The organism is Buttiauxella sp. S19-1, from assembly GCF_022134725.1.
Taxonomy (GTDB): Bacteria; Pseudomonadota; Gammaproteobacteria; order Enterobacterales; family Enterobacteriaceae; genus Buttiauxella; species Buttiauxella ferragutiae.
The window spans coordinates 1-13,002 of the sequence record NZ_JAHWLU010000130.1 but is presented as its reverse complement, the minus strand read 5'-3'; the positions used below and the strand labels follow the sequence as shown (position 1 = coordinate 13,002).

The 13,002-nt window shown below is 53.0% G+C and carries 14 protein-coding genes and 1 other annotated feature; of the genes, 11 read left to right on the top strand and 3 right to left on the bottom strand.

The window, feature by feature from the left end:
* Window positions 1-155: primosomal replication protein PriC (priC, locus tag MES37_RS20930; RefSeq protein ID WP_237932573.1), on the bottom strand; the 155-nt coding region annotated here is incomplete at its 3' end.
* 44 nt (window positions 156-199) lie between these two features.
* On the opposite strand from priC, the gene MES37_RS20925 reads away from it, so the two are divergent.
* The 4 genes from MES37_RS20925 (at window position 200) to MES37_RS20910 (ending at window position 3,882) form a co-directional block, all read left to right on the top strand.
* Window positions 200-577, top strand: coding sequence for a DUF454 family protein (locus tag MES37_RS20925; RefSeq protein ID WP_064549056.1), 378 nt, complete (start codon window positions 200-202; stop codon window positions 575-577).
* 126 nt (window positions 578-703) lie between these two features.
* Window positions 704-1,255, top strand: a complete 552-nt coding sequence (gene apt / locus MES37_RS20920; RefSeq protein ID WP_034493753.1) for an adenine phosphoribosyltransferase — start codon at window positions 704-706, stop codon at window positions 1,253-1,255.
* 297 nt (window positions 1,256-1,552) lie between these two features.
* Window positions 1,553-3,466 carry a DNA polymerase III subunit gamma/tau gene (gene dnaX / locus MES37_RS20915; RefSeq protein WP_121814201.1) on the top strand — a complete coding sequence of 638 codons (1,914 nt, stop codon included), beginning with the start codon at window positions 1,553-1,555 and terminating at the stop codon, window positions 3,464-3,466.
* Window positions 2,802-2,866 (top strand) — a sequence feature (DnaX frameshifting element). It overlaps the preceding gene by 65 nt.
* A gap of 86 nt (window positions 3,467-3,552) precedes the next feature.
* Entirely contained in the window at window positions 3,553-3,882 is a 330-nt protein-coding gene (locus MES37_RS20910) for a YbaB/EbfC family nucleoid-associated protein (protein WP_034458087.1), read from the top strand.
* A gap of 98 nt (window positions 3,883-3,980) precedes the next feature.
* Here MES37_RS20910 and MES37_RS20905 read toward each other — a convergent pair whose 3' ends face one another.
* Window positions 3,981-4,886: a LysR family transcriptional regulator gene (locus tag MES37_RS20905; protein ID WP_121814200.1), complete on the bottom strand. Its 906-nt coding sequence runs from the start codon at window positions 4,884-4,886 to the stop codon at window positions 3,981-3,983.
* A gap of 110 nt (window positions 4,887-4,996) precedes the next feature.
* Between MES37_RS20905 and MES37_RS20900 the strand changes: the two genes are divergently transcribed.
* The 7 genes from MES37_RS20900 to MES37_RS20870 all read left to right on the top strand — a co-directional run bounded on the left by MES37_RS20900 (window position 4,997) and on the right by MES37_RS20870 (window position 12,634).
* Complete coding sequence (locus MES37_RS20900) at window positions 4,997-5,863, top strand: pirin family protein (protein ID WP_237932572.1); 867 nt, start codon at window positions 4,997-4,999, stop codon at window positions 5,861-5,863.
* A gap of 74 nt (window positions 5,864-5,937) precedes the next feature.
* Window positions 5,938-6,615, top strand: coding sequence for an isochorismatase family protein (locus tag MES37_RS20895; RefSeq protein ID WP_064549047.1), 678 nt, complete (start codon window positions 5,938-5,940; stop codon window positions 6,613-6,615).
* Between the two features lie 108 nt (window positions 6,616-6,723).
* Window positions 6,724-7,329, top strand: coding sequence for a recombination mediator RecR (gene recR / locus MES37_RS20890; protein ID WP_064549045.1), 606 nt, complete (start codon window positions 6,724-6,726; stop codon window positions 7,327-7,329).
* A gap of 111 nt (window positions 7,330-7,440) precedes the next feature.
* Window positions 7,441-9,315 carry a molecular chaperone HtpG gene (htpG, locus tag MES37_RS20885; RefSeq protein ID WP_064549122.1) on the top strand — a complete coding sequence of 625 codons (1,875 nt, stop codon included), beginning with the start codon at window positions 7,441-7,443 and terminating at the stop codon, window positions 9,313-9,315.
* Window positions 9,316-9,522: 207 nt separating this feature from the next.
* The gene (gene adk, locus MES37_RS20880) at window positions 9,523-10,167 is read left to right on the top strand and encodes an adenylate kinase (RefSeq protein ID WP_064549043.1); all 645 of its coding nucleotides are present in this window, start codon (window positions 9,523-9,525) and stop codon (window positions 10,165-10,167) included.
* Between the two features lie 135 nt (window positions 10,168-10,302).
* Window positions 10,303-11,265 (top strand): ferrochelatase, encoded by a 963-nt coding sequence (gene hemH, locus MES37_RS20875; protein WP_121814198.1) that lies wholly within the window; start codon window positions 10,303-10,305, stop codon window positions 11,263-11,265.
* 64 nt (window positions 11,266-11,329) lie between these two features.
* Entirely contained in the window at window positions 11,330-12,634 is a 1,305-nt protein-coding gene (locus MES37_RS20870; protein ID WP_064549039.1) for an inosine/guanosine kinase, read from the top strand.
* Between the two features lie 87 nt (window positions 12,635-12,721).
* Here MES37_RS20870 and MES37_RS20865 read toward each other — a convergent pair.
* A partial coding sequence (locus MES37_RS20865; protein ID WP_237932571.1) for an NAD-binding protein occupies window positions 12,722-13,002 on the bottom strand: 281 nt, incomplete at its 5' end.

The following is a 13,002-nucleotide window of genomic DNA, read 5'->3' as shown; positions in this document are numbered from 1 at the left end:
TCGCTCAGATAATCTTTAAGTTGTGTGCTGTGAGTGGAAAATAAATTACGATCGAAGCGGGCCTGAGAGGCGCGTTGCAACGAAATGGGCGCAATGGCTTGGGCGAGATCCGCGACGCGAACATCCAGGGCTTGTAACAGCGAAGCGGTTTTCACAAAATGGCTCTCCAGTGTTGCAGGTGTTTAAATTTAAGGAATGAATGAAACGGACCATTTTAATCATCATCGGTTGGCTGGCGGTAGTCCTTGCGACGCTGGGTGTGGTGTTGCCTTTGCTGCCTACCACCCCATTTTTACTGCTGGCGGCCTGGTGCTTCGCCCGTTCATCGCCGCGCTTTCATCACTGGCTGCTGTATCGTTCGTGGTTTGGTAGTTACATTCGTCACTGGCAAGAACATCGTGCGCTACCACCGGGAGCGAAACCCAGAGCATTGATTTTTATTGTTATCACCTTTGCTGTCTCCCTTTATCTGGTCAACATTCTTTGGGTCAGACTACTCTTACTGATGATGATGTGCGCACTGCTGTTCTTTATGTGGCGCATGCCGGTCATTGACGAAAAGCAACAAAAGCCATAATCCGCATTTGCAGTGGTTGCAATTGTTGATGCCAGCCAGTAAATTCGACCGTTTTCGAGCACGGTATGACTGTTTAATAAGTAGTCTCGTGCTTTGTTAGAACCATGTTTTTAGCAGGCATTAATTATGACCGCGACTGCGCAGCAGCTTGAATATCTGAAAAACAGCATCAAAAGCATTCCAGACTACCCAAAGCCTGGGATCTTATTCCGTGACGTTACCAGCTTGCTTGAAGATCCGAAAGCCTACGCCACCAGCATTGAACTCTTAGTTTCACGCTTTAAAGATGCCGGTATCACCAAAGTGGTGGGCACTGAAGCGCGTGGTTTTCTGTTCGGCGCACCGGTTGCGCTGGAATTAGGCGTGGGTTTTGTGCCAGTACGCAAGCCAGGTAAACTGCCGCGTGAAACCATCGCTGAAAACTACGAACTGGAATACGGCACCGATCAACTGGAAATCCACGTTGATGCGATCCAGCCTGGTGACAAAGTTCTGGTGGTTGACGATCTGCTGGCAACCGGTGGCACCATTGAAGCGACCGTTAAGCTGATCCGTCGTCTGGGTGGTGAAGTGACCGACGCTGCGTTTATCATCAATCTGTTTGATATTGGTGGTGAGCAACGTCTGGAAAAAATGGGCGTGAAAAGCTACAGCCTCGTACTGTTCCCTGGCCACTGAGTCCTGCCTCCGTATTCCCCAAATTATACCCGTTAGCATTCGAGTTGCAGGTAGGCGGTAAGGACGAGACAAATTCGTCGGGAACGAATTTGACCAGCCGAAGGCTGGCCTCCGGTGAGAGACAGGAGTCTCTCATTAATCCCATGGAGCTTACTTGAGTAAGTGACTGGGATGAGCGTATGCAGCCAACACCCCTGCAGCTTGAAGGAGGATGGGTATAGAAGCCTCGCCCGATGGGTGAGGCTTATGTTAGCATTACCCCCTGAATTCACACCCGCGATGTAGAGCCTATCTCGAATGAGCTACCAGGTCTTAGCCCGCAAATGGCGGCCACAAACTTTTGCTGATGTTGTCGGCCAGCAACACGTGTTGACTGCGCTGGCTAATGGCTTATCCATGGGCCGAATCCACCACGCCTATCTCTTTTCAGGGACGCGCGGCGTGGGGAAAACGTCCATCGCTCGCTTGCTGGCGAAAGGGTTAAATTGTGAAACAGGCATTACCGCCACGCCTTGTGGTGTTTGCGATAACTGCCGCGAAATTGAGCAGGGGCGCTTTGTTGATCTCATTGAGATTGACGCCGCCTCGCGTACCAAAGTCGAAGACACCCGTGACTTGCTGGACAACGTTCAGTACGCACCGGCGCGTGGCCGCTTCAAAGTCTATTTAATCGATGAAGTCCACATGCTCTCTCGCCACAGCTTCAACGCCCTGTTGAAGACGCTGGAAGAGCCACCTTCGCATGTCAAATTCTTGCTGGCGACCACCGATCCACAAAAACTGCCGGTCACTATTCTTTCTCGCTGCCTGCAATTCCACCTGAAAGCGCTGGATGTCGAACAAATCCGCCATCAGCTGGAATACATTCTTGGCGAAGAAAAAGTCCCCAGCGAAACTCGCGCTTTGCAACTGTTGGCCCGTGCCGCAGATGGCAGCCTGCGTGATGCGCTAAGTCTTACCGACCAGGCAATTGCCAGCGGCGATGGGCAAGTGACCACTGCGGCTGTTAGCACCATGCTCGGCACGCTGGACGACGACCAGGCTCTGGCGCTGATAGAAGCGATGGTGCAGGCAGATGGCGAGCGCGTGATGAGCTTGCTTAACGATGCCGCAAGTCGCGGAATTGAGTGGGAAGCGTTGCTGGTGGAAATGCTCGGCTTGCTGCACCGTGTGGCGATGGTGCAATTGTCTCCTGCCGCATTGGGCAGCGACATGGCGGCCATCGAACAGCGTATGCGTGAGCTGGCGCGCGTGGTGCCTCCTGCTGAAGTACAACTTTATTACCAAACCTTGCTGATTGGTCGCAAAGAGCTTTCCTGGGCTCCCGACCGCCGCATGGGCATTGAGATGACACTGCTGCGCGCGCTGGCATTCCATCCGAGAAAACCTTTACCGGAACCAGAACAACCGCGTCAGGCTCCGAGTATTCCGGTCATCAACCCGGTTCCGGTTCGGCAACAAGCGTCACCTCCGCCACGGCAAAATGAAACCCCGTTGCCGGACACCACAAGCCAGGTGCTGCAAGCGCGAACACAGTTAATGCGCCAGCAGGGAGCCAACAAAGCAAAAAAGAGTGAGCCGGCAGCGCCAAATCAAGCGCGGCCGGCAAAGAGTACTGCCCTGGAACGTCTGGCATCAGTCACCGATCGTATCCAGTCCCGGCCCGCTGCGGTAACCGAAGAGAAAGTCGAGAAGCCGGAGGCGTATCGCTGGAAGTCGCAGAACGTTTCTGAGGTTGTCGAAGAGCCGGTTGCCACGCCAAAAGCATTAAAGCGCGCGATGGAGCATGAGAAAACACCAGAGCTCGCGTTGAAGCTGGCGCAGGAAGCCATTGAACGTGACAGTTGGGCGGCGGAAATTAGCCAACTGGTGCTACCAAAACTGGTGCAACAACTGGCGCTAAACGCCTGGAAAGAGCAGGATGGCAGCCGCGTTTGTTTGCACTTGCGCCCGGCATTACGCCATTTGAACTCACCGTCGGCACAGCAAACACTGTCTGACGCAATGAGTACTTTTAGCGGCGAAACTGTTGAGCTGACTATTATTGAAGATGATAATCTTGCACAACGCACCCCGCTGGAGTGGCGCCAGGCTATCTACGAAGAGAAGCTGGCACAAGCGCGGGAATCTATGACTACTGACAACAATATCCAAACGCTGCGTCGTTTTTTTGATGCAGAACTGGATGAAGACAGTATTCGACCTATTTGACAGACTGGTCATGCCGGTTTGTTGTAAACCCTGATAGCCGTTAATCGTTACGTACGATTAACGGCCCGAGCAAAAGAGAGAAGACTATGTTTGGAAAAGGCGGTCTGGGCAACATCATGAAGCAAGCCCAGCAGATGCAGGAAAAAATGGCCCAGGTTCAGGAAGAAATCGCCCAAATGGAAGTCACTGGCGAATCTGGCGCGGGTCTGGTGAAAGTAACCATCAACGGTGCTCACAACTGCCGTCGCGTGGAAATCGATCCAAGCCTGATGGAAGATGACAAAGAAATGGTTGAAGACCTGGTTGCTGCAGCCTTCAACGATGCCGCACGTCGTATTGGCGAAGCGCAGAAAGAGAAAATGGCGGGTGTTTCCAGCGGGATGCAGTTGCCACCAGGCTTCAAAATGCCATTCTGATCAGTTTGGCGGATGACGCATGCGCTTATCCGCCCTACGATTGACACTGTTTGTCTTTTGTAGGTCGGGTAAGCGCAGCGTCACCCGACATGACATTCTCACTCTTCCTCGAACGCCGCATAACTCTCCACCAGAAAATCAATCAATGCCCTGACCGCCGGTAACTGACCGCGCCGTGAAGGAAACACCAAATGTATCACCTCCCGTCTTGCCCGCCAGTCCGGTAACAAATGCACCAAAGTTCCCTCTGCGATTTGCTTGTGAATCATCAACATCGGTAACTGCACAATCCCCACACCCGCCAGCGCGGCGGCGCGTAACGCAATCATATCGGTGGTCACAAAACGCGGAGTATGGTGCAGCGTCACTTCCTGATTATCCGGGCCAAACAGACACCAGCGGTAAACCTGCTGTGGTTTGGATAACGCCAGGCTCGGCCAGTGTTGAAGATCGGCCGGCGACTTCGGCTGGGAAAAACGCGCGACTAACTCGGGGCTGGCGACCAGGCACATGCCGCGATCGGCCAATTTACGCATCACCAGATCGCTGTCATCCAGCGGCAACGGGCGCACCCGCACCGCTAAATCGACATTCTCATTCAGCACATCAACCTGGCGATTAGTCTCTTCAAGCTGCACCGTTACCTGCGGATACAGCGTCATAAATCGCGCCAGCATGTCGCCGATATGCACATGCAGCAAAGCAACCGGGCAGGTCAGGCGAATCAGCCCGCGCGGCTCGGCACGCAGTGTGTTGATGGCTTCCTGTGCCGCTTCGGCTTCAATAATCATCGCTTTGCAATGGCGATAAAAAATCTGCCCGGCTTCGGTCACCGTGAAACTGCGCGTTGAACGCTGAATCAGGCGGGTTTCCAGGCTTTCTTCCAGCAAAGCAATACGCCGACTCAGGCGCGATTTGGGAATACCGATAACGCGGCTCGCCGGAGAAAAACCGCCGTTATCCACCACTTGCACGAAGTACCACAGATCGTTGAGGTCCTGCATGGCTATTGTCCTGTATATGGAACACTGAGTTCATTTTCAGAGTCTACCGCGGCTTTCGTCTTATGAGTAAGCTTTATCTCAACAGAAATCGACACTCAATGGAGATAACGATGAAATCAATTCTTGGCGTTTATTCAGCACCGGCGTCCCACTGGGTGGGCGATGGCTTCCCGGTTCGCTCACTGTTTTCTTACTCAAAATTCGAAAAACAGCTCAGCCCATTCTTGCTGTTGGATTACGCAGGTCCGGCAGACTTTAAACCGAGCAATAAAGGGCAACGCGGTGTAGACGTCCACCCGCATCGCGGTTTTGAAACCGTCACCATCGTTTACAAAGGCGAAGTGGCACACCGCGACTCCACCGGCAGCGGCGGGGTAATTGGCCCAGGCGACGTGCAGTGGATGACCGCCGGTAGCGGCATTCTGCATGAAGAGTTTCACTCGCCGGCTTTCAGCGAGCAGGGCGGTACGCTGGAAATGGTTCAGCTGTGGGTCAATTTGCCAGCCAAAGACAAATCAACGCCACCGAACTACCAGTCGATTACCGATGCGGACATTCCGGTGGTGACATTGCCGGATAACGCCGGCCAGGTGCGGGTTATCGCGGGTGAAATGGATGGTGCAAAAGGCCCGGCACACACCTTTTCACCATTACGTGTGCTGGATATGCGGCTTAATGCGCACAGCACCACCCAACTGACGCTGCCTGATGGCTGGAACACCGCACTGGTGGTGCTTAAAGGCACCGTGCAGGTCAATGGTCAGGAAGTGGCACGTGAAGCGCAACTGGTGGTGCTGGACGCGAAAGGCGAAACCGTCACCCTGGAAGCCAATAACGACGCCGTCGTGTTGATGTTGAGCGGTGAGCCACTAAACGAGCCAGTGGTCGGTTACGGGCCGTTTGTGATGAACACCCGCGAGGAAATCAAAGAGGCCATTGACGATTTTAATCAGGGCAAATTTGGTCAGAAAGTTTAACAAACTCAAACGGCTATCGCTCAGGTAGCCGTTAATTTTCAGCAGTTTATTCAGATAGCAAAGAGGATATAAACATGGCACCTGCAAATTTTAACGGACAAATCCCGACCATCGATGCCAACGACGCGGTCATGCTGCTCATCGACCACCAGAGCGGTTTGTTCCAGTTGGTCCACGATATGCCAATGCCGACTTTACGCACTCACGCCACGGTGCTGGCCAAAGTTGCGACACTGGCGAATATTCCGGTCATCACCACCGCTTCCGTACCACAAGGCCCGAACGGCCCGCTGATTCCTGAGATTCACCAGTACGCTCCCCATGCGCAATATGTGCCGCGTAAAGGCGAAATCAACGCCTGGGACAATCCGGATTTCGTCGCCGCTGTTAAAGCGACAGGTCGCAAAACTCTGATTATTGCCGGTACCGTGACCAGCGTGTGCATGGCGTTCCCGGCCATCAGTGCGGTGGCGGAAGGTTTCAAAGTCTTTGCGGTGATTGATGCTTCAGGCACTTATTCCAAAATGGCGCAGGAAGTGACTTTGGCGCGTGTGGTTCAGGCTGGAGTGGTGCCGATGGATACCGCAGCGGTTGTTGCTGAAATCCAGCATACCTGGAATCGCGACGATGCGATGGACTGGGCAAATCTGTGGGGCGGCGTATTTATTGAGTACGGCTTGCTGATGGAAAGCTACCAGAAAGCGCAAGATGTGGTGAGTAATCAAGAGCAACTCGACTCCCAGCGCGCTTAATATATTTCCCCCTTTGCGAGACATCGCGCAGGGGGAATATCTTTTTCTATCCCCTTGCTCCGGGCTAATGTTAGGCTATGTCCCACTCTTTTTTCAGAAGTCTGAGCGATGCAAACCAGTCCTTTACTTACTGCCCTTATGGAATCCCTGCGCTGCCTGCCAGGTGTTGGCCCGAAGTCTGCCCAACGTATGGCGTTTGCGCTACTGCAACGTGACCGCAGTGGTGGGATGCGTCTGGCTCAAGCATTAACGCGCGCAATGTCCGAAATTGGGCACTGTGCGGATTGCCGTACCTTTACCGAACAAGAAATCTGCGCCATTTGCGCCAACCCACGCCGCCAGGAAAATGGCCAGATTTGCGTGGTGGAAACCCCGGCGGATATTCACGCTATTGAAGCGACCGGCCAGTTTTCCGGGCGCTATTTTGTGCTGATGGGGCATCTGTCCCCGCTCGACGGTATCGGCCCGCAAGACATCGGCCTCGACAGGCTGGAACAGCGCCTTGAGCGCGAGACTATCAAAGAACTGATCCTCGCGACCAACCCAACGGTTGAAGGTGAAGCCACTGCAAACTACATTGCTGAATTGTGTGGGCAATATGGTGTTGATGCCAGCCGAATCGCGCATGGGGTGCCGGTTGGTGGCGAGCTGGAAATGGTCGATGGCACCACGCTTTCACATTCTTTAGCGGGCCGCCACAAGATTGTTTTTTAATCACTTGTGGGGAGTTTATTAGGCTCCCCGCTTGAAAACCTCCGTTTCTATCCTCATATCACCCTCAACGTTTTCATCACCCCTATGTATTTTGTTGAGGTATCAATGACCATGAAAGGACAAGAGACTCGTGGCTTCCAGTCCGAAGTGAAACAACTTCTGCACCTGATGATCCACTCCCTCTATTCAAATAAAGAAATTTTCCTGCGTGAGCTGATCTCCAACGCCTCTGATGCGGCAGACAAACTGCGCTTCCGCGCGCTGTCTCATGCTGACTTGTATGAAGGTGACGGCGAACTGCGCGTGCGTGTCTCTTTCGATAAAGAAAAACGTACCCTGACGATTGCCGATAACGGCATCGGTATGACACGTGACGAAGCCATTGATCACCTCGGGACCATCGCAAAATCCGGGACCAAAGCGTTCCTGGAATCTATGGGTTCTGACCAGGCGAAAGATAGCCAACTGATTGGCCAGTTTGGTGTCGGCTTCTACTCTGCGTTTATCGTGGCTGATAAAGTCACCGTGCGCACCCGTGCGGCTGGTGTTCCAGCCGATCAAGCGGTGTTCTGGGAATCTGAAGGTGCGGGTGAATATACCGTCGCGGATATCACTAAAGCCGATCGCGGGACTGAAATTACCCTGCACCTGCGCGAAGGTGAAGACGAGTTCCTCGACGACTGGCGTGTGCGCAATGTTATCGGCAAATATTCCGACCACATCGCCTTGCCGGTTGAGATTGAAACCCGTGAAGAAAAAGACGGCGAAACCATTCTCGGCTGGGAAAAAATCAACAAAGCTCAGGCTTTGTGGACTCGTAGCAAGTCTGAAATTAAAGACGAAGAGTACAACGAGTTCTACAAGCATGTAGCGCATGACTTCACCGACCCGCTGGCATACAGCCACAACCGTGTGGAAGGGAAACAAGAGTACACCAGCCTGCTGTACATCCCATCCCAGGCTCCGTGGGACATGTGGAACCGTGACCATAAACACGGCCTGAAACTGTACGTGCAGCGCGTATTCATCATGGACGATGCTGAACAGTTCATGCCGAACTACCTGCGTTTCGTGCGCGGTCTGATAGATTCCAACGACCTGCCGCTGAACGTATCGCGTGAAATTCTGCAAGACAGCCGCGTAACGCAAAACCTGCGTAGCGCGCTGACCAAACGCGTATTGCAGATGCTGGAAAAACTGGCGAAAGACGACAGCGAAAAATACCAGACCTTCTGGAAAAACTTCGGCCTGGTGCTGAAAGAAGGCCCTGCTGAAGACAACGCCAACCAGGAAGCTATCGCTAAACTGCTGCGCTTTGCGACCACGCATACCGATTCCGCTGCACAAACCGTGTCGCTGGAAGAGTACGTGTCACGCATGAAAGAAGGGCAGGAGAAGATTTACTACATCACCGCCGACAGCTATGCAGCCGCGAAAAGCAGCCCGCATCTGGAATTGCTGCGTAAGAAAGGCATCGAAGTATTGCTGCTTTCTGACCGCATCGACGAGTGGATGATGAGCTACCTGACCGAATTCGACGGCAAAATGTTCCAGTCAGTCAGCAAAACTGACGAGTCGCTGGAAAAAATGGCCGACGAAGAAACTCCGGAAGCGAAAGAAGCTGAAAAAGCCCTTGAGCCGTTTGTTGATCGTGTGAAAACCCTGTTGGGCGAGCGTGTGAAAGAAGTGCGTCTGACGCACCGTTTGACCGACACGCCAGCTATTGTGACCACCGACAGCAACGACATGAGCACGCAAATGGCAAAACTGTTTGCTGCGGCGGGCCAGGAAGTGCCGGAAGTGAAGTACATCTTCGAGCTGAACCCGGATCACGGGCTGGTGAAACGCGTCGCGGATACCCAGGACGAAACCCAGTTTGCTGAATGGGTTGAGTTGCTGCTTGATCAGGCGCTGTTAGCTGAACGCGGTACGCTGGAAGATCCAAACCAGTTTATCCGTCGGATGAACCAGCTGCTGGCTTCCTAAGTTTTTCCCCTCACCCTAACCCTCTCCCCTGGGAGAGGGAATCGCCATTATTCCCCCTCTCCTGGGGGAGAGGGTCGGGGTGAGGGCGTCCTAATCAACTAACTACTCCGAAATACCCGCCATTCTTGAGCTGAATACGCCTTTAATGGTAAGGTCTCAACTTCTGCTTTAAAAAATCAAAAATCCAAACGAATGGGGAATTACGCAATGCGTATTATTCTGCTTGGCGCTCCGGGCGCAGGTAAAGGAACTCAGGCTCAGTTCATCATGGAGAAATACGGCATTCCGCAAATCTCCACCGGTGACATGCTGCGTGCCGCAGTAAAATCTGGCTCAGAGCTGGGTAAACAAGCAAAAGACATCATGGACGCCGGGAAACTGGTTACAGATGAACTGGTTATCGCTCTGGTTAAAGAACGTATTACCCAGGAAGATTGCCGTAACGGTTTCCTGCTTGATGGTTTCCCACGCACTATTCCACAAGCTGATGCGATGAAAGAAGCTGGCATCAATGTGGACGTGGTTCTGGAATTCGCCGTACCGGACGAACTGATTGTTGAGCGTATTGTTGGCCGTCGCGTACACGCGCCATCTGGCCGCGTTTACCACGTCACTTTCAATCCACCAAAAGTGGAAGGCAAAGACGATGCGACTGGCGAAGAGCTGACCACCCGTAAAGACGATCAAGAAGAAACCGTGCGTAAGCGTCTGGTGGAATACCATCAGATGACTGCTCCGCTGATCTCTTACTACAGCAAAGAAGCGGCTGCCGGTAACACCAAATATGCGAAAATCGACGGCACTCGTAAAGTGACCGAAGTTAGCGCAGAGCTGGCTAAAATCCTCGGCTAATTCATTGCTGATACAAAAAATACCGGGACGTGTTCCTGGTATTTTTTTGCCCAAATTTTGCCCTTTCGCTGTAATCGGTTTTCCTGAAGCACTTTTACGTTACAATTATCAGTAATTTGTTGATAAGGAGTGGAAATGAATCAGGAAAAAGTGGGCATCTTACTGGCAAACCTCGGCACACCTGATGCCCCCACTCCGGCGGCGGTGAAACGCTACTTGCGCCAGTTTCTCAGCGACAAACGGGTCGTGGATACCCCGCGTTTAATCTGGTGGCCGCTATTACGTGGCGTGATTCTGCCGCTGCGTTCTGCCCGCGTAGCCAAACTTTATCAGTCTGTCTGGATGGACGAAGGCTCACCGCTGCTGGTGTATAGCCGTCGCCAGCAAGCTGCCCTGGCAGCACAACTGCCTGATACCCCCGTCGCACTCGGCATGAGCTATGGCTCGCCATCGCTGAAAAGTGCAGTGGATGAACTTTTGTCCCACCACGTCGACCACATCGTTGTGTTGCCGCTATACCCACAATTTTCCTGCTCAACTGTCGCCGCAGTGTGGGATGAATTAGGGCGCATTTTTGCCGACTACCGCTCGCTGCCGTCGATCTCGCTGATCCGCGACTACGCTGAAGATACCTCCTACATAAATGCGCTGGTGGCTTCGGTCAGGCACTCTTTCGCCCAACACGGTGAGCCGGATGTTTTGCTGCTTTCCTACCATGGCATTCCGCAGCGTTATGCCAATGAAGGCGATGATTATCCGCAGCGCTGCCGCGACACCACGCGTGAGCTGCTTTCAGCACTCGAACTGCCACCTGAAAAAGTGATGATGACTTACCAGTCACGCTTTGGGCGCGAGCCGTGGCTAATGCCGTACACCGACGAAACGCTAAAGATGCTGGCGGAAAAAGGGGTGAAACACATCCAGGTGATGTGCCCTGGTTTTTCAGCCGATTGCCTGGAAACGCTTGAAGAAATGGCGGTACAAAACCGTGAAGTTTTCATTGAAGCGGGTGGCACCAAATATGAATATATTCCTGCGCTTAACGACGATCCGGCACACATCGCCATGATGATCAATCTGGTAGATAAATATCGCTAATCCCGCTTATGGCCGTTAATGTGCTACCATTTCCGGCCTGATTAGCAACCTTTCGAACAACATCATGAAATTTCCCGGCAAACGAAAATCCAAACACTACTTTCCTGTTAGCGCGCGCGACCCTCTTCTGCAACAGGTTCAGCCTGAACATGAAACTGGCACCTCCTGGATTGTCGGGATTGACCAAACGCTGGTGGATATTGAAGCAAAAGTGGATGACGAGTTTGTTCGTCGTTACGGTTTGAGTTTTGGCCATTCGCTGGTGATTGAAGATGATGTGGCCGAAGCCCTATATCAGGATCTGGTGAAAAAAGATCTGATTACTCATCAGTTTGCCGGTGGCACCATTGGTAACACCATGCATAACTATTCGGTATTAGCCGATGACCGCTCGGTGTTACTGGGCGTGATGTGCAGCAATATCGAAATTGGTAGCTACGCCTACCGCTATCTGTGCAACACCTCCAGCCGTACCGACCTCAACTACCTGCAAGGCGTGAATGGCGCGATTGGCCGCTGCTTTACGCTGATTGGTGAGCAGGGCGAACGCACCTTTGCCATCAGCCCAGGCCACATGAACCAGCTTCGCGCCGACAGCATTCCCGAAGAGGTGATTGCCGGTGCCTCCGCGCTGGTGCTGACTTCCTATCTGGTGCGTTGCAAAGACGGCGAGCCGATGCCGGAAGCGACCATGCAGGCTATCGCTTACGCGAAAAAGTACAACGTACCGGTGGTGCTCACTCTCGGCACCAAATACGTTATCGCTGAAAACCCAGAATGGTGGCAGGCGTTCCTGAAAGAGCATGTCTCGATTCTGGCGATGAACGAAGAAGAAGGGCTGGCGCTGACTGGCGAAAACGATCCGCTGTTGGCGGCCGATAAGGCGCTGGATTGGGTCGATTTAGTCTTATGTACCGCGGGGCCGGTTGGGTTGTACATGGCGGCCTTTACTGAAGAATCTGCTAAACGCACTACGCAGCATCCGCTATTGCCAGGGGCGATTGCTGAATTTAACCAGTACGAATTTAGCCGTGCGATGCGCCATAAAGATTGCCAGAACCCGAAGCGTATTTTCTCGCACATTGCGCCATATATGGGTGGGCCTGAGAAAATCATGAATACCAATGGCGCGGGTGATGGTGCGCTGGCGGCACTGCTGCACGATATTACAGCGAATAATTACCACCGTTCTAACGTGCCAAATTCCAGCAAACACCAGTTCACCTGGCTGACCTATTCGTCTTTGGCACAGGTGTGTAAATACGCCAATCGCGTGAGTTATCAGGTGCTGAACCAGCATTCTCCGCGTCTGACTCGTGGGTTGCCCGAGCGTGAAGACAGCCTCGAAGAGTCTTACTGGGATCGCTAATCAAACGCCCTCACCCTCTCCCCCAGGAGAGGGGACTATCCGGTTTTCTCCTTCTCCTGGGGGAGAAGGCCGGGATGAGGGCGCTAATCACACCACCGCTTTATCCAGCATTCCCATCATAGTATTAGCAATTTCACGCTCACCCATAACGACCTGATTGGCACCACGTTCGGTGATGTAATTCACCTCATCGTCATAATGAGCGCGGGCAATAATCTCGATGTCCGGGCATTTCGCTCGCGCTGTCGCGACAATTTCACCGGCTTCGTAACCGTTCGGGATGGTCAACAACAACCAACGCGCGCAATCAAGATGGGCGAGATTCATGATCTCTTCATTGGCAGCATTCCCCAACACCGCACTGATCC